This is a genomic window from Caballeronia sp. 11_S32 (assembly GCF_056930355.1).
This window is the reverse complement of the sequence record NZ_JBXOWH010000002.1, coordinates 1-20,463: the sequence shown is the minus strand read 5'-3', so window position 1 is coordinate 20,463 and position 20,463 is coordinate 1. Positions and strand designations below refer to the sequence as shown.

The window sequence follows — 20,463 nt, the reverse complement described above, 5'->3', positions numbered from 1 at the left end:
TCCCCGGTGCTGCGGACGCGGGGAATGTAATGTTGAAATTATCGGGAACGGGCCGGCGAAACTCTATTCGCTTTAGAATATCGATTTATAAGATGTGGCTATAAATGAACGGGAGCGGAGGAAGCAGCGGCATGTCCCGTGATGACCGTTCCTTTGCGGCCGAAGGCATCGACGCGCTCAGCCTGCGTTTCGATCTTGTCGAACTCGAAACCTTTCTCGCGGTGGCGGAGCTCGGCAGCTTTAGCGCGGCCGCCAGGCGGATGCACGTCTCGCAGCCTTCCGTGACCAATCGCGTCCAGCGGCTCGAAGCGATGCTGAAGACGAAGCTCGTCGAGCGCACGACGCGCCGCGTGTCAGTCACACCCGACGGCGCCGAACTCGCGAGCCGCGCGAGGCTCGCGCTTCAGGGTTTGCGCGAACTACTGCTGGATTTTCAGTCGCGGGCGGCATCGTCGAGACTGCGCGCCGTGATCGCGACCACGCCGATGCTCGCCGCCGTCGTCCTGCCGCAACTCATCCAGTCGTTTCGTCGGGCGTATCCCGCGATGCAGGTCCAGGTCCGCGACCTGCAATATGAGGACGTGCTCGCGGCGGTCGAATCGGGTCAGGCCGATCTCGCCGTCAGCGCGTTCGACGACGATTCGGACAAGCTCCGCTTCGAGCCGCTCGCGCGCGAGCCGATGCTGGTCGTGCTGCCGAAGGCGCATCCGCTCGCGGGACAGAAGCACATTTCGCTCGAACAGCTCGCATGCCTGCCGCTGATGCTGCTCGAACGCTATACGCTTCTGCAGTCACGGCTATCGAAGGCGCTCGCGAAGCGCGGCTTGTCGCTGAGCACGATCCAGCATTCGACCAATGTCGGCACGGTGCTCGGACTCGTGGATGCGGGACTCGGCGCGACATTTCTGCCACGCTATATGGCGCAGCGCTACTCGCTCGAATCACGCGCGACGCTCAACGTGCCCGAGATCGATCTCTCGCGCAACTTCGGCGTTCTGGTCCGCACGAAAGCCGATCTCAACCTGGCGTCGACACTGTTTCTGGACCATCTGCGCGCGAACTTCGCGGCGATGCTGCATGCGGAACAGGACTGACTATTTGCCGATGGCCTTCGCTTTAGGGGTAAACGCGCCATCCCTGAAGCCGGCGAAGTGCCGCACGAGTCGCTGAAATCCTTGCTGCGCAAAGCTATCGCGCTTTTTATCCGCGCTCCCTCATGCGGTGCTTGCATAACAGGTATTCGTGCGTCCGCTCTGCGCAATCAATACGCTTCTCGAACACCAGCCCGCCAACGAACCAGAGCGGGCCGCGCATTTCATCCGCTTGAATCACTGACGAAACCGGGAGGAGACAACCCCATGAGCATCGATGCGATCGACCGCGCCGCAGCGCATTCCGTCGACGAAGAAAAGCTGTACAAGAAGCTTTTATGGCGCATCGCGCCGATTCTATTCCTGTGCCATACCTTCTCGTTTCTCGATCGCGTCAACATCGGCTTTGCGAAGCTGCAGATGCTCGGCGACCTGAAGATCGGCGATTCCGCGTTCGCGCTCGGCGCGAGCATGTTTTTCATCGGCTATATCGCGCTCGAGATTCCGAGCAACATCATTCTGCATCGGGTCGGCGCGCGTCGATGGATCGCGCGCATCATGCTGACGTGGGGCCTGATCTCCGCCGGCACGATGTTCACCGCCGAGCTCGCGCAATTGTTCGGCGTTCAGAACGCAACGATGTTCTACATCCTGCGCCTGCTGCTCGGATGCTGCGAAGCGGGCTTCTATCCCGGCATGCTTCTCTATATTAACTACTGGTTTCCTTCCGACCGACAGACGAAGGTGACATTCGGCCTGCTGCTCGCGTTGCCGACGAGCCTCGTGTTCGGCGGACCGGTGTCGGGCTGGCTCATGCAGCATTCGCACGGCTGGTTCGGCTATAGCGGCTGGCAATGGATGCTCATGATCGAAGGCGTTCCGGCGATGGCGCTCGCGTTCCTCGTGTACTTCGGTCTCAGCGACAAGATCGGCGATGCGCGCTGGCTCACCGATGCGCAGAAGCGTCTGCTCGAAAAGAACGTCGTCACCGAGAATGCGCACAAGGAGTATCACTTCGGCGCCGCATTGCGCGACTATCGCGTGTGGATCTGCGCGGGGATCATCTTCACGTACGCGACGGGCTGGTATGGATTGTCGTTCTGGCTGCCGTCGATCGTGCGCGAATCGGGTGTGAAGGACACCTTCCATATTGGCCTGCTCACCGCGATTCCGTTCGTCTTCGCGGCCGCGACGATGCTCTTCAACGCATGGCATTCGAGCAAGACCGGCGAGCGCCGCTGGCATGCCGCCATTCCGGCGTTCATGGGCGGCGCGGGACTGATCCTGAGCGCCGTCTTCGCGCACAACGTGCCGGTTTCGATCATCTGCCTGTGTATCGCGGCATCGGGTGTGCTGGGGCTCACGCCGGTAGTCTGGACTTATCCCGGCAGCCTGCTGTCGGGAACGGCCGCCGCCGCGGGCTTCGCGATGATCAATTCATTCGGGAGCTTGTCCGGCATCGCGGGTTCGTGGATCACCAACGTCGTGAAGGACATGACCGGCAGCATCAACAACGGCACCTATGCGCTCGGCGTCGTCTTGATATGCACCGGCGTTCTCGTGCTGTCGTTGCCCGCCGCGACTTTCGCGCGCGGCAACGAAGCGGGCAAGACGCACGATGCCGATATCCCCGCCGAATCGCTGACGGACTCTCCCGCGTAATACGCGATCAATCGATCGCGCGCCAGACGCCGTTTCGCACCAGCGATTCGGTCTCCTGGCGCACGATGCGATACAGCGCTTTCATCGCGAGCGTGGCTTCCTTCTTCGGCGAGAACGCGATCGACAGCACGCCCGACAGCGACGGCTCGCGAATGCGCCGCGCCTTGAGCGTGCCGCGCTCGAGGCGCTTTTCGATCGCGGCGAAGGGCGCGATGCTGAAGCCCAGCCCTGCTTCGACCAGATCGAAGATGCCCGCCATCGCATCGATCTCGACGACGATGTTCAACTGCAAGGCACGCGCGGTCGCGGCGTCTTCGGCGAGTGTGCGCAAGCCGTGCGGCCGAGGCGGCAGGATCCATTCCAGGCCGGCGGCTTCGGAGAACGCAATCGATTCCGCCGATGCGTTCAGCACGTCGGCATCGGACGGGCCGATCAGCAACATCTCATCGGACAGCAACGGCTCCACGCCGATGGTGTTCATCGACGTCACGTTGTAGAGCACACCGATGTCGAGCTTTCCCGTCATCAGCCATTCGAGCAGATAGCCGCTCACCCCCTCGCGAAGCTTGAGCCGCACTTCGGGAAACTCCGCGCGAAAGCGCTTCGTGAGCGGCACGAGCAGGAACTCACCCAGCATCGGCGGAATTCCGATCGTCACCGTGCCGCCGGGGTTCGAGCGCAGCGCCTGCATCTGGCTCACGGTGCTGTCGGTGCGCATCAGGATGTCGCTCGCCGATGCGAGGAAGGTCTTGCCGTTGTCGGTCAGTGACATGCCGTGACCGTGACGGTACAAGAGCGGCAGGCCGAACTCGTGCTCCAGGCTCTGGATATGCCGCGTCAAGAGCGACTGGCTCACGCCGAGCAGCGTCGCGGCGCGCGACAGACTACCTTCGCGCGCGACGACTTCGAAGTATCTCAACTGTTTCAGTTCCAATCGCGGCTCCGGTCTTCGCGTCATTGTCGGTTCTGGCGTCTTTCGCGTTTTGCATAACAGATATGCAAGCGGCACGCGGCGCGTCTGGATACGCTTGCCTCGTTCCAGTCGATCACAGTCGGGAGAGTGCATGCTGCCAAGGGCGCCCAGTTTTTCATTGAACGGCAAGACCGCGTTGATCACGGGCGGCGGCCGCGGCATCGGCCTCGCGGCGGCCGCGGCGCTGGCCCAGGCGGGCGCGCGCGTCACGCTCGTCGCGCGCTCGGGCGATGAGTTGGAGCGTGCCTGCGGCCTCATCGGCGAGGAAGGCGGAACGAGCGATTACATCGCGCTCGACGTGACCGACGCGCGCGCCGTCAGCTCGACGATCGATGAACGCGGACCGTACGACATCCTCGTGAACTGCGCGGGCACGAACCGTCCCAAGCCGCTCGTCGACGTGACGGACGAAGACATCGACGCGATCATCGACCTCAATGTGAAGTCGGTCTTCCATGTGTCGCGCGCGGTCGCGAAGGGCATGCTGCGCGTCGGCATCGCGGGCTCGATCATCAACGTGTCGTCGCAGATGGGGCATGTGGGCAGCCCGAAGCGCACGGTGTATTGCGCGTCGAAACATGCGATCGAAGGCATGACGAAGGCGCTCGCGTGGGAGCTCGGGCCGCATGGCATCCGCGTGAATACCGTTTGCCCGACGTTCATCGAGACCGCGTTCACCGCGAGCATGTTCGATGCGCCCGGTTTTCGCGACTGGGTCACGCAACGTATCGCACTCGGCCGCGTGGGGCGCGTCGAGGAAGTGACGGGTGCGATCGTGTTTCTTGCGAGCGATGCATCCACGCTGATGACCGGCAGCGCGCTCATGCTCGACGGCGGCTGGACCGCGGCGTGACGCACAACAATCATTTCAAGGCGAGACGAACGATGAACGTATCGAAGATGGATCTGAGCAAGCCAGTGGCGGTGGTCGGCGCGGGACTGGTGGGCGCGGGATGGGCGATCGCGTTCGCGCGCGCGGGTCTGCGGGTGCGCGTATACGATGCCAACCCTCGCACGGCGGAGCAGGCGCTGCCGTGGGCCGCAAATCAGCTGGCGGCGCTTCACGACCAAGGACTTATCGACGAAGCGCCCGCGACGATCGCCGCGCGGCTCACGCTCGCCGACTCGCTCGCGCAAGCCATCGACGGCGTGGCCTATGTGCAGGAGTCGGTGCTGGAGCGCGTCGAAGTCAAGCGGCAACTGATGGTGGATCTCGAGAAGGTCGCGGATCAAAGCGTGATCATCGGCAGTTCGAGCTCGGGCATCAAGGCGTCCGACTTCGCCAACGATCTCGCCATCTCGCCGCGCGTGCTGATTGCACATCCGGTCAATCCGCCCTATCTCGTGCCGGTCGTGGAGCTCGTGCCCTCGACGCAGACATCGCAGGAGACGATCGCGTTCACCGACGCGCTCATGCGCGGCATCGGCCAGAGCGTCGTACATGTGCGCAAGGAGATCGAGGGCTTCGTTCTGAACCGCCTGCAGGCGGCGCTGCTGCGCGAAGCGTGGGCGCTGCAGCGCGACGGTATCGCGAGCTGCGAGGACATCGACAAGACCGTGCGCGACGGGCTCGGCTGGCGCTGGTCTTTCATGGGGCCGTTCGAGACGATCGATCTGAACGCGCCCGGGGGCGTCGCCGACTATGCGAACCGGCTCGGGCCGCTGTATTACTCGATCGCCCGCTCGCGCACCGAAGACGGTCCGTGGGACGACGCGCTGATCGCGCGCGTCGAAGAGGACCGGCGACGGCATCTTCGCGCTGACGAACTCGCCGCGCGGCGCGACTGGCGCGATGAGCAACTGATGCTGTTCGCCGCTGGCCGCGCCAGAAGCGGCGACAGATAACGCGAATCGACGGCGCGCTCCGGCCGCCGTACGCCTAGTCGTAGATGCGCACGGCCATGCCGTGATGCGCGGCGATGCGCGCTTCGAATGCGCGTGCCGCCTCGGTGATGTTCACGCCGCGAAAGCCGCCGCGCACCGCGCGGCTCGCTACGTCCTTATAGGTCGGCAAAAGACCCGGCGCGAGCGGCTGCGCATCGGCAATCGCCAGCCAGATGCGAAACAGCAGGCGCCGCCGCTCCGGCTCGGGCCAGACCTCGTAGCTCGTGCGCGAATGCAACTGCGTGTGGTTGTTGAGGAACTGCATGTCTCGTGCTGCGATAAACGCCGCCCGCATCGATCACATCCGACATGAACTGGCTCTGCTTGCCTTGCGGACGCGGCACACCCATGTGCAGGCCGAGCCCCCAGAACAGGATGCGCAGATGCGCGGCCGCATGACGGGACACGGGGAAGCCGCGCAGCACCATCACGCCCGGACCGCTTTGCGTGGCGTCGTGCACGCGCGCAAGCGCCGCCCTGCCCGCCTCGCCGAGCGGAAAGTCGCAGGCATCCGGGTCGAACATCGCTTTTCCCGATGCGACCGCCGCGCGCATCGCCGTTTCGAAATCGGCGATGGCCTCATCCGACAGGCGATGGAGCCTGGTGCCCGTCCGCGCGAGGTCCGCGCCTTGCCAGCAGTCGCGGCTTGCAACTTGCTGAATCATTGAGCTCGTCTCCGTTGTGGTTCTGCGTGCGCCCGAACGATCAATGGGCGGTTCGCGAAGCCTGCGCGGCGCGCTGCGCATCCTGTTCCGCGTCGAGTTTCGTGAGGCGATCGGCGTCCATGCCGAGCATGCGCGCAGGGTTGTCGCGCACCATCTTGCGCACCCGCCGCCTCCGACATGCCGAGCGCGAGGAACGTGCCGATCAGCATGCGCATGGTCTCCGGGCCGGGCGGTGACCATTTGAAGAAGTAGTCGGTCGTGAGGATCACCTTGTCTTAACCGATCTCGCCGACGATGTCCGCGAAATCCTTGGGCCGCATGCGCATGCGCATGAGCGGCGGCAGGCAACCCAGCGCGCAGAACTCGCACACCGCGCCGAGCTCGCAAATGTCGCGGATTTCCTCACGATTCGCGCCGACCGAATTACTGTCCGGATGCGAGAAGATCACTTCGTTGATGCCGTAGTCCTTGGCTTCGAGCGCGCGGTGCGCACGTAGTCCACCGGCACGCTCTGCGCAGCCGCGATCGCCGCAACCACCAGCACGAAGATCGCCTGGAACATCCCGAAGACGACCTTCTGCGAGAAGCCCATGCCGAGCGCGAGAATGAAGTCCGGCAGGAACACCGACTTCGGTACGCTCGACATGAGATAGAACATCGGCCGGAAGGCCGCGCCCCAGTATGCGTTCTCTCCGAGGAACAGCCCGAGCGCGATGCCCACCGGCGTCATCAGCACGACCGCGAGCATCACTTCGCCGAGCGTCACGCCGAGGTGACGCAGCGACTGCGCGTCACCGAGCAGATGGATCATGCGAGCGAAAACATCCCCGGGCGATGGCAGCAGCATCGGATCGACGATTCGACTCGCGACCACGACATGCCACGCGAGCACGAAGCCCGCGACGATCGCCGCCTGCGTGAGGCGTCGCGCCCAGGGCCTCATGGCGTCACTGCCTTGACGGGCACGAAGCGCGTCGTTGCGGGAATCGGCTGTGTGGGCGCTCGACGAGTTTGGCATTCGCTGCATCATCGCGTCAAGCTACGGGGACATCTTCTACAACAACTGCTTCCAGAACGGCGTGTTGCCGATCCGGCTCGCCACTGAACGGATCGCCGCGATCATGCCGGTGGCGGCCAGCGGTGCGCAATTGATGGTCAATCTGCGCACATGCACGGTGCATGTGCCTGGTCTCGATGCGATCGGCTTTGGTCTGGCGGAGTCGCAGCGCATCGCGCTCCTCAAGGGACAGGATGATGTCGATCAGGCCGTGGCGCGCGAGATGCGCATCGTCGACTATCGGCGCGCCGATCGCGCGGCACGTCCGTGGGTCTACGTTTGAGCGACAGTGTAAACCCGGGACCCGGCTTCCACGCTTTGTCTGACAGGCCGCCAACTATCGGGCCGCCGTTACATTCACACGCGGCGCATCTCGCAACAGATCCACGAATTGACTGACAACAAGGGCTTGTCAGTTTTCGACGGTCTGCTCTATCCCTCTAGAAACAATTACCTGGCGCCATGCATCGCTCTCTTCCACCGGGCGCGAGCGAACGTCGTAGTCGTCGACGATTTGCCGCTCGCGCAAGATGTCGACTGGCCCGCCTTCGAAACTCGGTACCGCATCGGAGTGGTCAAAGTTTGAGGTCGTTAAAGGCCTAAGCGAGACAACGGGTTGAGGGTCTAGGGCTCCTGACAGATGACGCCGTACCAACCCAGACCCCGGTAGGTTTCGTATCCTGGCGTCGCAGCGAACGACACGATCGCACCTTGGGTGCTCCGGTAGAACCCCGAGGATTTTCCGCCGGTCTGCAAGCGAAAGCGCTCGTCCAGAATGCCCTTACCGTCCGAAGAAGCAATAACCCGAAATGACGAATCTACGATCATGCAACGCGAGCGTCGCCGTTCTTCCTCTGTTAGGCGAACGCTTTTGACCACGGTCTCGGCTTGCGGCGCCCAGTCGAAGAAAATCACGAGTGCGCCGAGTATGCGACCGTCAAGCGTACCGCCCTCACGGATTGCCGTCGAATAGGTCGCGACCTGTGCGTTGCCTAGCGGCGCGAGTGTCTCGATGTCGGAGGCAACGTACTGCGAGCCTGAGGTGGTCTTCATTGCCGCCTTGTACCACTCAGCGCCCGCAACGTTTTGCCCCCGTACCGCGTAGGTTGAGTGACGGCCGTTCGCAACAACCACGCCGTCCGCGTCAACGACCCAGAGGTCGCGATAAACCGTATAGCTACCCAGTATGACTTCAAGGCGACGGCACGCATGGTCACGCGCCATTGTGCTCCCAGCGACGAGACATTCGACCACTGCCGAATCCGTTGCCCACCAACGCACGTCGCACGAGCGCTCGTACAGGTTACGGTCGATGATATCGATCATATTCAAGGCGAGGTCTGTGTAGCGCTGGCCATCCAGCGAACGCAGTCTCTCGATCATGCTGTCGCCGAGTTCCGTAAGTTTTGACAACGAGACGGCTAGTTCTTTATTTAGCCCGGTAGTGATATCGGAGATGCGCGTCGATACATGCTTCACCTGTTTGGCCACGACTGCGAAGCCCTTGCCTGCGTCGCCAGCACGGGCAGCTTCGATCAAGGCGTTTAATGCGAGGAAGGTGGTCTCGCGGTTGATATCGTTGATGTCGGCGATCTTGCCGGACGCGAGACGTTTGACCTCATGCGTTAGATCGACGATGGCTTGCGGATTGGACATACGGCTTGCTCGTAGGATGGACAATGTTCAGCGGGCATCTAACGCAAGCTTCGCGCCTATTCCTTAACTACAACACTGGACGGCGCAAACGTTTGATAGTTGCCGACTGTGCAGTGTTCGGTAGCAAGCAAAGTCGGAAAAGCACCAATGAGGGGCGAAGGCGCACGCATTTGGGAAGCGCAACTCGTCAGTTCGCGCACCGTGCTTCCGCTCGCGTACGCGGGCGTGCCCTCGTCGCTGACCTCTCGTGTGAACCTTCCCGCAGAGCCAATGCACGAGTTGTCCGCACGTTATGGAATCGGCGCGCCGGAGCGACCACTCACTGAATCCTTCCGCTTTGGACAGACGTTTGCCGCGCTCGCGAGTCACGTGTGCGCGTTACTCGATGAGCCCACGCCTATACGTGGCCAGCCAAGCGTTCAGACGCTCAGCGAACCGTTCGAGCACAGCCGGTATTTCCTTGTCCCGGTTGCTCCGCCTCTTGCTCATCACTTCGCCGTATTCCGTGAGCAGCCCGCTCAGGTTATTGATCTGCATCGTGCGGGACTTGATCAGTTGCTGCCGCATCCGGCGCAGCGCAAGCATTGCCTGCTGCATCTCGGTCTTCACCGCCACACAGCAGGCCGACGCGCGACATTAACAAGGCGCAGGCAGCGGGCGAATCAGCATCACCTTTGCGCCGACGCAGCCTCGCGCTTTCTTTCGCGCTTGTCCTCGTACATCGCGTTATCGGCGAGCGCGATCGCCTGATCGGCGCTCACGAACCGCACCGCAACGGCGCCGATGCTCAAGCCGAAAGCGCGGACCGGGTCATGACCCGGCAAGACCATTCCGTTTCCCGCTCGCGCCATGCGCGCACGGATTTCGGCCGCGATCCGGTTCGCTTCGGCGGCATCGGCGGAACCCGGACCGACGAAGGCGAATTCGTCGCCGCCGATGCGCGCGAGCATATCCGTGTCCCGCGTGACGCCGGCGATGCGTTCCGCGCAGTTTTTCAGGTGCATGTCACCGGCAGCATGTCCGAATTCATCGTTGATCTTCTTGAAATCGTCGAGATCGATCATGCCGACGATCACGTAAGAGCCATCTCGCGCAGCCCTCGCCAGCAGCCGGCCCAGTTCGTCCTGCAAGGCGCGCCGATTGGGCAGCCCGGTGAGCGTGTCCGTGAGAGCGAACTTCGTCAGATATTCGTTCGAGCGGCGCACTTCCTCCAGCAAGCGTTCCCGCTCGATATGCTGGGCGATGATCTTCGAGAAAAGATTGAGCGCGCTGCGGGCGCGCGGCCCGATCGACTGGCTTTTTCTGCTCGCGCCGCAGAGCGTGCCGATGATCAGGCCGTTGCTCGCGCAAATCGGCGCGCTCGCATAGGTTTCGATGCCGAGCGCCCTTGCCGCCTGCGAGTCGCCCCACACTTCGCTGACGCTTGAGGTGAAGCGGCGCCCTTCCTCGATGCACCGCTTGCAAAGCGTGTCGGACCACGGCACCTCCAGCCCTTCGTCGATGCGGAGTTCGCCCGAGTTGCGCGCGAAATCAACGAACTGGATTCCGGCGGCTTCATCGATGGACGTCAGGTACACGGACTCCAGACCCGTGACGATTTCAAGCATTTCAAGCAGCGGTCTCGTGAGCTGCTCCAGACTTTCCGCTGAAGCCACCGACTCCGAAAGCCGCTCAAGCATCAATTCCATAGACACCTCGCGTAACCTGAGATGCTGGATTGTAACGGCGCGGAAGTCGTTCATGCCTGAAACGCCGGCCAGCCCGGAGGACGCGTATTCAGGAGTCTCCACTTCGGAGACGACAGCCCCGTCCGGACCGGCTGGACATCCTTGGACACCAGATATCCTTCATGATCGCATTGACATGATCATAGTTATCCGCATTGTGACATAGTGCAAATCATGAATAGCGACCGGAAGGTTCGCCATGAGACTCGATGATGCCGGCAACAACATGCGTTTTTTTCGCGCTGACCGGGACCGCAGCAGCTGTTGGTAAAGAACTCAAAAAGATGAATGACGAGACGATCGTCACGGTGGCCATCCGGGATCCCGTCGATCGCGCCGCCCCGCTCGCCGAGGCAATCCAACGACTTGGGCCTCTGGCGGACGCGCTTTTCAACGAGCAAAACGAAGAGCAGCGACGGCTGTTGCTGAGGGCCGTCACGCCCATCGTACCTGTGCCCGAACATACCCTGAAGGAAGCGGCGATGCGCAAAGCCGCGATGAAGGGTGTGATGGAGGCAAGCGACTGGTTGACGGCCGCACAGATCGCTCAACTGGCGGAACTGAGCGGCAGCCATCCGAGCCAGCAGCCGAATCGCTGGAAGCACGACGGATTGATTTTCGCCATTGATATCAACGGGAAGGATCACTTCCCCGCCTACAGCCTCGACCCGGACAGGAAGTACCGGCCACGTCGCGCGCTTGCCGATGTCCTCCGGGTTTTCGCCAAATCAAAGGACGGTTGGGCGCTGGCGTTCTGGTTTGCATCCGTCAACAGCTACTTGGGCGGCAAACGACCGCTCGATCTTCTGGGTACAGCGCCAGAGCGGGTCATTGACGCGGCGGAGGCTGAGGTCGAGGGCGTCATGCATGGCTGAACCGGTTGACCCTGTAGTTGCATCGGCACTGCGAGGTCTGCCATCGCCGCCTGATAGATTGAATGTTCTTGTCAAACGCGCGCCGTGGATCAGTTCACGCCCGATCCATCGTATGCATCACGAGCAGTTCGCAGGAGACGCATTTAATCCTGGTGTGAAAGGCAACGCCCCCTTCAGTCTGCGGATTCAACCGGTCGATTCCCACACTCTACGGTGGGAGCAGCATGGCATGCGCCGCACTGGAAACAGTCTTCCATGACGCGCCGTGCGCTCCCGGGCTCAAGACTTACGACAGGAGCAAGCTCGAGTCGCAGCGCTATTCCGTGATTGAGCCATGGCGGGACTTGATCCTTGCGGATCCTAGCAACGTGCCCCTGCGAAAGCTTGGGTGTCGAGCGCACGCAACTGATCGACACGGAAGCAGATCATTATCCGTACACCCGCACCTGGGCAACCGCCATCCATGAACAGTGCCAGGATCTCGACGGTTTGTGCTGGGTGTCGCGCCAACACGACCGGGAAATGGCCGTCTTGCTTTTCGGTGATCGTGTTGACCCGCTGGACATACAGCGAGTCGACGGACCTGCAAGCCTGACAGGGGACGTAAAGGTCTATGCCTGGGTCGTTGACATCCGACTCCTTTCCGTTATGGCTCAGCGCTTTGACGCGGTTTGCACCTGCGGCCATACAGGCTCCCGTCGCATCCGATGACGTGGCGCTGATGCGCCGTATCAATCAGACGTTTCTGCCGGTCGTGGCAGCAGAAGCGGAACATCGTCATGAGGCGTTGCGGCGCCTATTGGATGCCAGGGCGGTTTCCCATCTGCAGTTCTGTCTTACCCTGTGTGGTGGTGTTACAGGCGCTCTCGAGCTCGATGAGCTAGCATGCGGCGTAGACGTGTCTACGACGCCCCAGTGTTTCTCGACGGCGATTGCGCAAGCCGCAACGCTGCACTTCGCCGCGGCGCGAAAGAATGTCGTGGCGGCCGAATATCACTGCTTCCATGACCACCTCGCGTTCCTTTACCGAGATGGCACTGGCGATGTGCGGGACGGTGCTGGGCGCGCGGGCGATGGGGCGGGTCTGGGCGTATCGCTCCCATTGCCCGGTGTTCAGCCAGACGGCAGCAAAATCGTTGCGGTGCGCGAGTTGCGGTAAGTGCAGCTTCTCCGGCCCAGCGGGGTTGCCGCCGAAGGCGCCGGCACGCTCTCAACTGAACTCTGTCAGACGATGGTCCCGAAGGTCGCCGCCATGAAAACGGCAGCGCATTAAGTTGCGTTATCCTGCGACGTCGCCCCAAAGCTCTTGTCGGACACTATGGCTCGTCGCTCCAGTCGGCTACTACATCCGCCTGAAAATCGAAGAGACGCCGGAATTTACGTCGGAGAAGCGACACACGAACACCCCGTTGCGTGACGTCATTCGAGATTACCCGCGAGGGGTTATTGCGAGCCTCCTGATGGTCGTGCTCTGGACGGTCTGCACATATGTCATTTTGTTTTATATCCCGACCTACGTCGTGAAGTACCTGCACATGGCGCAACGGGACGGCTTCATCTCGGGCATTGTCAGCGGCGCGGTTCTGATGGCGATTGCACCCGTGTTTGGCGCCATCTCGGACCGCGTAGGCAAACGGCGAGTCATCACGGTCGCAGCCCTTGTCATCCTGGTGGCCAGTTATCCGCTGTTTTCACACCTCATCAAGTCGCCGACCCTCGGTACGTTGCTGGCGTTCCAAGTCACCTTCGGCGTTCTGATTGCAGCCTACACGGGTCCGATTCTGGCGCTTTTCACCGAGCTGTTTCCGAGCCGCGTGCGAACAACCGGACTCTCGTTGGCCTACAACGGTGCAGTCACCATTTTCGGCGGCTTCGCCTCTTTCATCATCACCTGGCTTGCTCAGGTCACCGGGGATGCTGAGTCTGCGTCCTACTACATCATTTTCGCCGCAATCGTGAGTCTGCTCGGCACGCGATTGATGAAGCCCTTCCAGAAGTGAGGAAAACACACATGAGCAAGCTTGTCCTTGGAGGCGTCGCGGTTTTTGACCCCGTCACTAAGAAACGCCAGACAAACGTCAACAGCTGACTCACAGCATCCACCCAAAGCCGATGTGCGTCGCCGATGGCTCGCCGAACTGCAGCCACTCGCTCCATGTCCTGCGCGAGCGGTATTGCACGACCGCGTTGCTTCGCCGGAAACCAGTTGGCCAGATACCAGATAATGCCCGGCGCGAAGCCGGCTTCCGCCGCGCCGAGCAGGAAGCGAACCAGGTAGAACTGCCACGGCGTCTGGACCAGGAGAGTGCAGGCGGAAATCACGCCCCACGAAATCATGATGCGTGCAATCCATCGGCGGGCGCCGACCTTGGGCATGACCATATTGCTGGGCACTTCAAAAATAAAGTAGCCGATGAAGAAGATGCCCGCTCCCAATCCATACACTGCATCGCTGAAACCGAGGTCCGAAAGCATCTGCAGTTTCGCGAATCCTACGTTGACCCGGTCGAGCTGAGCTGCGACAAAGCCGAGCATCAGGATTGGCAAGAGCCGCCAAGCCTGTTTCCCTCTAAGGGGAATCGCGACAGCTTCCGGTCAAATGTTTCATTGACGTAGACCCATTTCCCAGAGGGGTCCACACGGCATACGCCGCCTCCGGCTCCAAGATTGGCGACCAGGAACTCGCGATTCTTCAGCAGCGCAATTCCGTTGGGAAGAAAGCCCTCGGGAACACCTTTCAGCGCGCGTTTCGGTTTTCCCAGTTGCATGACGCCCGTTGCGTGGTCGGAGCAAAAAATTTCACCCGCTGCGGTGGTAAGGACGCTCTCGGGACGGTGAGCGAACGTGACACGCAGCGGTTCGCCGTTGTCGCAACGAAACTCGAAGCCATCAGAACACCAACGCTGATTGCTTTTCGCCACCGCGACCTTGCCATCGTGTCGGCGCGGCGGGCGCGGCGGTGCCGTGCGGCGTTCCATCAGCAGACCGTGGACGCGCATTACCCGGTACACCCGTTTGGCAATGACGGGCGCCGCGCCATGATTCTCTCGCTGCCGACGCAAGAGGCCCCACACACGACGGTAGCCATAGCTGCCTACCGGTTATTTCAAGTGGGAGACTGTGTCCAGCGATTCAGGGGGCCGCTCCAAGTCGACACTACGCGTCGGAAAGAGCAGATTGCGCATGCGGATATCCGAAGCCACGATCTTCATTCGCGTCTTGGCGATCAGGTGCATGAAGAGCCGTCTCACGCTCCAGCAACTCCTTGATCGCGCGCCGATGCCGGGTTCAATGGTCGACAGAAACCGCACAGTCGGAGAAGGGGCGGTGTCAGAACGGACTCTCGCGTTGCGATGGCGCGCCCCCAAACGCAAAAACCCCACCTTTATGGGGTGGGGTTTTTGTTTCAGCATGAGGAGCCTGACGATTACCTACTTTCACACGGGTGATCCGCACTATCATCGGCGTGGAGTCGTTTCACGGTCCTGTTCGGGATGGGAAGGGGTGGTACCGACTCGCTATGGTCATCAGGCATGACTTGTTGCTGTATCGCGGGTTCGCGCTACAGCCAATCTGGGAAGAAGTAGAAGTGTTTGGGCAGTGACTGCGGGCACAGGCGTCACTCAACCAGCGTTCCCCTACGGGGACTTGTCCCAGTCAACGCTGAAGCGCTAACTTGAGACTGACGCAAACACACTGGTTATAGGATCAAGCCTTACGGGCAATTAGTATCAGTTAGCTCAATGCATTACTGCACTTACACACCTGACCTATCAACGTCCTGGTCTGGAACGACCCTTCAAGGGGCTCGAAGCCCCGGGGATATCTCATCTTAAGGCGAGTTTCCCGCTTAGATGCTTTCAGCGGTTATCTCTTCCGAACATAGCTACCCGGCGATGCGACTGGCGTCACAACCGGTACACCAGAGGTTCGTCCACTCCGGTCCTCTCGTACTAGGAGCAGCCCCCTTCAAATATCCAACGCCCACGGCAGATAGGGACCAAACTGTCTCACGACGTTTTAAACCCAGCTCACGTACCTCTTTAAATGGCGAACAGCCATACCCTTGGGACCGGCTACAGCCCCAGGATGAGATGAGCCGACATCGAGGTGCCAAACACCGCCGTCGATATGAACTCTTGGGCGGTATCAGCCTGTTATCCCCAGAGTACCTTTTATCCGTTGAGCGATGGCCCTTCCATACAGAACCACCGGATCACTATGACCTGCTTTCGCACCTGCTCGACTTGTCGGTCTCGCAGTTAAGCACGCTTATGCCATTGCACTATCAGCACGATTTCCGACCGTACCTAGCGTACCTTCGTACTCCTCCGTTACACTTTGGGAGGAGACCGCCCCAGTCAAACTGCCTACCATGCACTGTCCCCGACCCGGATCACGGGCCAAGGTTAGAACCTCAAACAAACCAGGGTGGTATTTCAAGGACGGCTCCACCAAGACTAGCGTCCTGGCTTCATAGCCTCCCACCTATCCTACACAGATCGGTTCAAAGTCCAATGCAAAGCTACAGTAAAGGTTCATGGGGTCTTTCCGTCTAGCCGCGGGGAGATTGCATCATCACAAACACTTCAACTTCGCTGAGTCTCGGGAGGAGACAGTGTGGCCATCGTTACGCCATTCGTGCAGGTCGGAACTTACCCGACAAGGAATTTCGCTACCTTAGGACCGTTATAGTTACGGCCGCCGTTTACCGGGACTTCAATCAAGAGCTTGCACCCCATCATTTAATCTTCCGGCACCGGGCAGGCGTCACACCCTATACGTCCACTTTCGTGTTTGCAGAGTGCTGTGTTTTTATTAAACAGTCGCAGCCACCAGTTTATTGCAACCCTTTCACCCTCCTGGCGCAGGCCAGTCAAGCTACAAGGGCGTACCTTATCCCGAAGTTACGGTACCAATTTGCCGAGTTCCTTCTCCCGAGTTCTCTCAAGCGCCTTAGAATACTCATCTCGCCCACCTGTGTCGGTTTGCGGTACGGTCATCATTAGACTGAAGCTTAGAGGCTTTTCTTGGAACCACTTCCAATTGCTTCGCTTCCGAAGAAGCTCGCGCCACACCCTTGAATTACGTGCCCGGATTTGCCTAAGCACCTTCTCCAATGCAGCGACCGGGACTTCCAACACCCGGACAACCTTCCGCGATCCGTCCCCCCATCGCATCTAACAATGGTGCAGGAATATTGACCTGCTTCCCATCAGCTACGCATTTCTGCCTCGCCTTAGGGGCCGACTCACCCTACGCCGATGAACGTTGCGTAGGAAACCTTGGGCTTACGGCGAGGGGGCTTTTCACCCCCTTTATCGCTACTCATGTCAGCATTCGCACTTCCGATACCTCCAGCATGCCTTTCGACACACCTTCGCAGGCTTACGGAACGCTCTCCTACCACACACGTATCTTTCAACGTGCATCCGCAGCTTCGGTGACTGGCTTGAGCCCCGTTACATCTTCCGCGCAGGACGACTCGATCAGTGAGCTATTACGCTTTCTTTAAAGGGTGGCTGCTTCTAAGCCAACCTCCTGACTGTTTTAGCCTTCCCACTTCGTTTCCCACTTAGCCAATCTTTGGGACCTTAGCTGGCGGTCTGGGTTGTTTCCCTCTTGACACCGGACGTTAGCACCCGATGTCTGTCTCCCGTGATTGCACTCTTCGGTATTCGGAGTTTGCTATGGCGTAGTAATCCGCAATGGACCCCACAACCATGACAGTGCTCTACCCCCGAAGGTGATACACGAGGCACTACCTAAATAGTTTTCGGAGAGAACCAGCTATTTCCAAGTTTGTTTAGCCTTTCACCCCTATCCACAGCTCATCCCCTAACTTTTCAACGTTAGTGGGTTCGGTCCTCCAGTACGTGTTACCGCACCTTCAACCTGGCCATGGATAGATCACTTGGTTTCGGGTCTACGCCCAGCAACTGATCGCCCTATTCGGACTCGCTTTCGCTACGCCTGCCTTAATCAGTTAAGCTCGCTACTGAACGTAAGTCGCTGACCCATTATACAAAAGGTACGCCGTCACCCCTTACGAGGCTCCGACTGTTTGTATGCATGCGGTTTCAGGATCTATTTCACTCCCCTCCCGGGGTTCTTTTCGCCTTTCCCTCACGGTACTGGTTCACTATCGGTCGATCACGAGTATTTAGCCTTGGAGGATGGTCCCCCCATCTTCAGACAGGATTTCACGTGTCCCGCCCTACTTGTCGTACCCCTAGTTCTTTCATACTGTTTTCGCTTACAGGGCTATCACCTGCTATGGCCGCACTTTCCAGAGCGTTCAGCTAACAATACAAATAAAGAGTACAGGCTGCTCCCATTTCGCTCGCCACTACTTTGGGAATCTCGGTTGATTTCTGTTCCTGCGGTTACTTAGATGTTTCAGTTCACCGCGTTCGCTCCACATGACCTATGTATTCAGTCATGGGTACTCCATTAGGAGTGGGTTTCCCCATTCGGACATTTGTGGATCAAAGCTCGTTTGCCAGCTCCCCACAACTTTTCGCAGGCTACCGCGTCCTTCATCGCCTGTGATCGCCAAGGCATCCACCACATGCACTTGTTCGCTTGACCCTATAACGAGTGTGTCTGCTTGCGCGTCTTCACCACGTCATAGGCTGAGTATTCGCGTTGTGCCGTATTCCAAGTCATCGTTAAGATCACTTTTCATACTTGATACAATCACTACCCTGAATCGTTAATCACGCCCATCTCTAAGCGCTTTCGCGATTCTCTTTACTACTTCTTCCAGATTGTTAAAGAACGTTTAGCCGATAGGTGCACTTCTATACCTACAGCATCAACTGGCTTCAATCGCCAATGCAAAGTGCTTCACGAAACACTGTGCATTGAGGATTGGTGGAGGATGACGGGATCGAACCGACGACCCCCTGCTTGCAAAGCAGGTGCTCTCCCAGCTGAGCTAATCCCCCGTGTATGCCTGACTTCGACTCCGTCTCTCATCAGCACGCCCCGGGTGGTGGGTCTGGTTGGATTCGAACCAACGACCCCCGCCTTATCAAGACGGTGCTCTAACCGACTGAGCTACAGACCCTTAGCCTGTCTTAACCACAGCCGATAAGCGTGAGCACTTGATAGTGTCGTGCGAAGCTCGAGAAAGGAGGTGATCCAGCCGCACCTTCCGATACGGCTACCTTGTTACGACTTCACCCCAGTCATGAATCCCACCGTGGTAAGCGCCCTCCTTGCGGTTAGGCTACCTACTTCTGGTGAAACCCACTCCCATGGTGTGACGGGCGGTGTGTACAAGACCCGGGAACGTATTCACCGCGGCATGCTGATCCGCGATTACTAGCGATTCCAGCTTCACGCAGTCGAGTTGCAGACTGCGATCCGGACTACGATCGGTTTTCTGGGATTGGCTCCACCTCGCGGCTTGGCAACCCTCTGTTCCGACCATTGTATGACGTGTGAAGCCCTACCCATAAGGGCCATGAGGACTTGACGTCATCCCCACCTTCCTCCGGTTTGTCACCGGCAGTCTCCTTAGAGTGCTCTTGCGTAGCAACTAAGGACAAGGGTTGCGCTCGTTGCGGGACTTAACCCAACATCTCACGACACGAGCTGACGACAGCCATGCAGCACCTGTGCGCCGGTTCTCTTTCGAGCACGTCCACCTCTCAGCAGACTTCCGACCATGTCAAGGGTAGGTAAGGTTTTTCGCGTTGCATCGAATTAATCCACATCATCCACCGCTTGTGCGGGTCCCCGTCAATTCCTTTGAGTTTTAATCTTGCGACCGTACTCCCCAGGCGGTCAACTTCACGCGTTAGCTACGTTACTAAGGAAATGAATCCCCAACAACTAGTTGACATCGTTTAGGGCGTGGACTACCAGGGTATCTAATCCTGTTTGCTCCCCACGCTTTCGTGCATGAGCGTCAGTATTGGCCCAGGGGGCTGCCTTCGCCATCGGTATTCCTCCACATCTCTACGCATTTCACTGCTACACGTGGAATTCTACCCCCCTCTGCCATACTCAAAGCCTGCCAGTCACCAATGCAGTTCCCAGGTTAAGCCCGGGGATTTCACATCGGTCTTAACAGACCGCCTGCGCACGCTTTACGCCCAGTAATTCCGATTAACGCTCGCACCCTACGTATTACCGCGGCTGCTGGCACGTAGTTAGCCGGTGCTTATTCTTCCGGTACCGTCATCCTCCACCGATATTAGCGGCGAAGTTTTCTTTCCGGACAAAAGTGCTTTACAACCCGAAGGCCTTCTTCACACACGCGGCATTGCTGGATCAGGGTTGCCCCCATTGTCCAAAATTCCCCACTGCTGCCTCCCGTAGGAGTCTGGGCCGTGTCTCAGTCCCAGTGTGGCTGGTCGTCCTCTCAGACCAGCTACAGATCGTCGCCTTGGTAGGCCTTTACCCCACCAACTAGCTAATCTGCCATCGGCCGCCCCTATAGCGCGAGGTCCGAAGATCCCCCGCTTTCTCCCTTAGGTCGTATGCGGTATTAATCCGGCTTTCGCCGGGCTATCCCCCACTACAGGACACGTTCCGATGTATTACTCACCCGTTCGCCACTCGCCACCAGGGTTGCCCCCGTGCTGCCGTTCGACTTGCATGTGTAAGGCATGCCGCCAGCGTTCAATCTGAGCCAGGATCAAACTCTTCAGTTCAAACCTGTTACTGTTTTCGGGTTCCATGAACCCGGTCGCTCACTCAACGTACTGACGATGATTAATCTGTCAAAAGACAGAAAAACCTTCCTCTGATACTTCGTGTGAGACTCTTGATTACTTTTGCTATTGCCGAGATTCCGAAGAACCTCAGCCGCACTCGCCATCAAGCGCCCACACTTATCGGCTGTTAGTTTTTAAAGAGCA

19 protein-coding genes, 2 tRNA genes, 3 rRNA genes and 3 pseudogenes are annotated in these 20,463 nt (G+C 59.5%); 12 read left to right on the top strand and 15 right to left on the bottom strand.

The genetic code is table 11. From position 1 onward, the window contains the following. Positions 1 to 131: 131 nt before the first annotated feature. Positions 132 to 1,094: a LysR family transcriptional regulator gene (locus tag AC1Z32_RS08260; protein ID WP_483478256.1), complete on the top strand. Its 963-nt coding sequence runs from the start codon at positions 132 to 134 to the stop codon at positions 1,092 to 1,094. Positions 1,095 to 1,358: 264 nt separating this feature from the next. Continuing rightward, positions 1,359 to 2,753: an MFS transporter gene (locus AC1Z32_RS08255; RefSeq protein ID WP_483478255.1), complete on the top strand. Its 1,395-nt coding sequence runs from the start codon at positions 1,359 to 1,361 to the stop codon at positions 2,751 to 2,753. 7 nt (positions 2,754 to 2,760) lie between these two features. Here the strand turns inward: AC1Z32_RS08255 and AC1Z32_RS08250 are convergent, their stop codons facing one another. Further along, positions 2,761 to 3,687 carry a LysR family transcriptional regulator gene (locus AC1Z32_RS08250; RefSeq protein ID WP_483478254.1) on the bottom strand — a complete coding sequence of 309 codons (927 nt, stop codon included), beginning with the start codon at positions 3,685 to 3,687 and terminating at the stop codon, positions 2,761 to 2,763. Positions 3,688 to 3,817: 130 nt separating this feature from the next. On the opposite strand from AC1Z32_RS08250, the gene AC1Z32_RS08245 reads away from it, so the two are divergent. Together AC1Z32_RS08245 and AC1Z32_RS08240 are read left to right on the top strand one after the other, a co-directional pair. Continuing rightward, positions 3,818 to 4,579 carry an SDR family NAD(P)-dependent oxidoreductase gene (locus AC1Z32_RS08245; RefSeq protein WP_483478253.1) on the top strand — a complete coding sequence of 254 codons (762 nt, stop codon included), beginning with the start codon at positions 3,818 to 3,820 and terminating at the stop codon, positions 4,577 to 4,579. A gap of 32 nt (positions 4,580 to 4,611) precedes the next feature. Further along, positions 4,612 to 5,571 (top strand): 3-hydroxyacyl-CoA dehydrogenase, encoded by a 960-nt coding sequence (locus AC1Z32_RS08240; protein ID WP_483478252.1) that lies wholly within the window; start codon positions 4,612 to 4,614, stop codon positions 5,569 to 5,571. A 34-nt stretch (positions 5,572 to 5,605) separates the two neighbouring features. Here AC1Z32_RS08240 and AC1Z32_RS08235 read toward each other — a convergent pair whose 3' ends face one another. Further along, positions 5,606 to 5,875, bottom strand: a complete 270-nt coding sequence (locus AC1Z32_RS08235; RefSeq protein ID WP_483478251.1) for a hypothetical protein — start codon at positions 5,873 to 5,875, stop codon at positions 5,606 to 5,608. Here AC1Z32_RS08235 and AC1Z32_RS08230 point away from each other — a divergent pair. Beyond that, positions 5,874 to 6,278, top strand: a complete 405-nt coding sequence (locus AC1Z32_RS08230) for a hypothetical protein (RefSeq protein WP_483478250.1) — start codon at positions 5,874 to 5,876, stop codon at positions 6,276 to 6,278. The genes AC1Z32_RS08235 and AC1Z32_RS08230 overlap by 2 nt on opposite strands. A 37-nt stretch (positions 6,279 to 6,315) precedes the next feature. Here the strand turns inward: AC1Z32_RS08230 and AC1Z32_RS08225 are convergent, their stop codons facing one another. The 3 genes from AC1Z32_RS08225 to AC1Z32_RS08215 form a co-directional block, all read right to left on the bottom strand. Beyond that, on the bottom strand, positions 6,316 to 6,438 hold the full coding sequence (locus AC1Z32_RS08225) for a hypothetical protein (protein WP_483478249.1): 123 nt from the start codon (positions 6,436 to 6,438) through the stop codon (positions 6,316 to 6,318). 112 nt (positions 6,439 to 6,550) lie between these two features. Beyond that, on the bottom strand, positions 6,551 to 6,724 hold the full coding sequence (locus AC1Z32_RS08220; protein ID WP_483478248.1) for a hypothetical protein: 174 nt from the start codon (positions 6,722 to 6,724) through the stop codon (positions 6,551 to 6,553). Then, entirely contained in the window at positions 6,721 to 7,218 is a 498-nt protein-coding gene (locus tag AC1Z32_RS08215) for an ABC transporter permease (protein WP_483478247.1), read from the bottom strand. The genes AC1Z32_RS08220 and AC1Z32_RS08215 overlap by 4 nt, the downstream gene beginning before the upstream one ends. Positions 7,219 to 7,267: 49 nt before the next feature. Between AC1Z32_RS08215 and AC1Z32_RS08210 the strand changes: the two genes are divergently transcribed. Together AC1Z32_RS08210 and AC1Z32_RS08205 are read left to right on the top strand one after the other, a co-directional pair. Beyond that, entirely contained in the window at positions 7,268 to 7,615 is a 348-nt protein-coding gene (locus AC1Z32_RS08210) for a 3-isopropylmalate dehydratase small subunit (protein ID WP_483478246.1), read from the top strand. Between the two features lie 39 nt (positions 7,616 to 7,654). Continuing rightward, positions 7,655 to 7,918: an RES domain-containing protein gene (locus AC1Z32_RS08205; protein ID WP_483478805.1), complete on the top strand. Its 264-nt coding sequence runs from the start codon at positions 7,655 to 7,657 to the stop codon at positions 7,916 to 7,918. 38 nt (positions 7,919 to 7,956) lie between these two features. Here the strand turns inward: AC1Z32_RS08205 and AC1Z32_RS08200 are convergent, their stop codons facing one another. From AC1Z32_RS08200 to AC1Z32_RS08190, 3 genes and pseudogenes are all read right to left on the bottom strand, one after another. Beyond that, positions 7,957 to 8,988 (bottom strand): methyl-accepting chemotaxis protein, encoded by a 1,032-nt coding sequence (locus AC1Z32_RS08200; RefSeq protein ID WP_483478245.1) that lies wholly within the window; start codon positions 8,986 to 8,988, stop codon positions 7,957 to 7,959. Positions 8,989 to 9,396: 408 nt separating this feature from the next. Continuing rightward, a pseudogene (locus AC1Z32_RS08195) lies at positions 9,397 to 9,603 on the bottom strand (IS110 family transposase); the annotation flags it as partial. Between the two features lie 53 nt (positions 9,604 to 9,656). Beyond that, the gene (locus tag AC1Z32_RS08190; RefSeq protein ID WP_483478244.1) at positions 9,657 to 10,676 is read right to left on the bottom strand and encodes a sensor domain-containing diguanylate cyclase; all 1,020 of its coding nucleotides are present in this window, start codon (positions 10,674 to 10,676) and stop codon (positions 9,657 to 9,659) included. A gap of 248 nt (positions 10,677 to 10,924) precedes the next feature. Between AC1Z32_RS08190 and AC1Z32_RS08185 the strand changes: the two genes are divergently transcribed. The 5 genes from AC1Z32_RS08185 (at position 10,925) to AC1Z32_RS08165 (ending at position 13,590) form a co-directional block, all read left to right on the top strand. Further along, positions 10,925 to 11,590, top strand: a complete 666-nt coding sequence (locus AC1Z32_RS08185; protein ID WP_483478243.1) for a hypothetical protein — start codon at positions 10,925 to 10,927, stop codon at positions 11,588 to 11,590. A gap of 224 nt (positions 11,591 to 11,814) precedes the next feature. After that, complete coding sequence (locus AC1Z32_RS08180; protein WP_483478242.1) at positions 11,815 to 12,057, top strand: hypothetical protein; 243 nt, start codon at positions 11,815 to 11,817, stop codon at positions 12,055 to 12,057. A 31-nt stretch (positions 12,058 to 12,088) separates the two neighbouring features. Beyond that, a complete protein-coding gene (locus AC1Z32_RS08175) occupies positions 12,089 to 12,301 on the top strand; it encodes a hypothetical protein (protein ID WP_483478804.1) in 213 nt (70 codons plus the stop codon). Then, positions 12,204 to 12,749 (top strand): enolase C-terminal domain-like protein, encoded by a 546-nt coding sequence (locus AC1Z32_RS08170; RefSeq protein WP_483478241.1) that lies wholly within the window; start codon positions 12,204 to 12,206, stop codon positions 12,747 to 12,749. The genes AC1Z32_RS08175 and AC1Z32_RS08170 overlap by 98 nt, the downstream gene beginning before the upstream one ends. Before the next feature lie 115 nt (positions 12,750 to 12,864). Beyond that, positions 12,865 to 13,590, top strand: a complete 726-nt coding sequence (locus tag AC1Z32_RS08165) for an MFS transporter (RefSeq protein WP_483478240.1) — start codon at positions 12,865 to 12,867, stop codon at positions 13,588 to 13,590. 174 nt (positions 13,591 to 13,764) lie between these two features. Here AC1Z32_RS08165 and AC1Z32_RS08160 read toward each other — a convergent pair. The 7 genes and pseudogenes from AC1Z32_RS08160 to AC1Z32_RS08130 all read right to left on the bottom strand — a co-directional run. Beyond that, positions 13,765 to 14,170: pseudogene (locus tag AC1Z32_RS08160) on the bottom strand (MFS transporter); the annotation flags it as partial. Positions 14,171 to 14,427: 257 nt separating this feature from the next. Continuing rightward, positions 14,428 to 14,682 (bottom strand): annotated as a pseudogene (locus tag AC1Z32_RS08155) (IS3 family transposase); the annotation flags it as partial. 326 nt (positions 14,683 to 15,008) lie between these two features. After that, positions 15,009 to 15,122 (bottom strand): 5S ribosomal RNA (gene rrf, locus AC1Z32_RS08150). A gap of 172 nt (positions 15,123 to 15,294) precedes the next feature. Next, a 23S ribosomal RNA gene (locus AC1Z32_RS08145) occupies positions 15,295 to 18,181 on the bottom strand. 283 nt (positions 18,182 to 18,464) lie between these two features. After that, positions 18,465 to 18,540 (bottom strand) — tRNA-Ala (locus AC1Z32_RS08140). A 45-nt stretch (positions 18,541 to 18,585) separates the two neighbouring features. Continuing rightward, positions 18,586 to 18,662: transfer RNA gene (locus tag AC1Z32_RS08135), tRNA-Ile, on the bottom strand. Between the two features lie 62 nt (positions 18,663 to 18,724). Beyond that, positions 18,725 to 20,256: ribosomal RNA gene (locus AC1Z32_RS08130) — 16S ribosomal RNA — on the bottom strand. The 16S, 23S and 5S rRNA genes sit together here with 2 tRNA genes alongside, the layout of an rRNA operon. Between the last annotated feature and the right edge of the window lie 207 nt (positions 20,257 to 20,463).

Coding starts and splice junctions, on each gene's coding strand:
- AC1Z32_RS08260 (WP_483478256.1), top strand. CDS start 132: ATGTCCCGTGATGACCGTTCCTTTGCGGCCGAAGGCATCGACGCGCTC.
- AC1Z32_RS08255 (WP_483478255.1), top strand. CDS start 1,359: ATGAGCATCGATGCGATCGACCGCGCCGCAGCGCATTCCGTCGACGAA.
- AC1Z32_RS08245 (WP_483478253.1), top strand. CDS start 3,818: ATGCTGCCAAGGGCGCCCAGTTTTTCATTGAACGGCAAGACCGCGTTG.
- AC1Z32_RS08240 (WP_483478252.1), top strand. CDS start 4,612: ATGAACGTATCGAAGATGGATCTGAGCAAGCCAGTGGCGGTGGTCGGC.
- AC1Z32_RS08230 (WP_483478250.1), top strand. CDS start 5,874: ATGTCTCGTGCTGCGATAAACGCCGCCCGCATCGATCACATCCGACAT.
- AC1Z32_RS08235 (WP_483478251.1), bottom strand. CDS start 5,875: ATGCAGTTCCTCAACAACCACACGCAGTTGCATTCGCGCACGAGCTAC.
- AC1Z32_RS08215 (WP_483478247.1), bottom strand. CDS start 7,218: ATGAGGCCCTGGGCGCGACGCCTCACGCAGGCGGCGATCGTCGCGGGC.
- AC1Z32_RS08200 (WP_483478245.1), bottom strand. CDS start 8,988: ATGTCCAATCCGCAAGCCATCGTCGATCTAACGCATGAGGTCAAACGT.
- AC1Z32_RS08190 (WP_483478244.1), bottom strand. CDS start 10,676: ATGGAATTGATGCTTGAGCGGCTTTCGGAGTCGGTGGCTTCAGCGGAA.
- AC1Z32_RS08185 (WP_483478243.1), top strand. CDS start 10,925: ATGATGCCGGCAACAACATGCGTTTTTTTCGCGCTGACCGGGACCGCA.
- AC1Z32_RS08180 (WP_483478242.1), top strand. CDS start 11,815: ATGGCATGCGCCGCACTGGAAACAGTCTTCCATGACGCGCCGTGCGCT.
- AC1Z32_RS08170 (WP_483478241.1), top strand. CDS start 12,204: ATGCCTGGGTCGTTGACATCCGACTCCTTTCCGTTATGGCTCAGCGCT.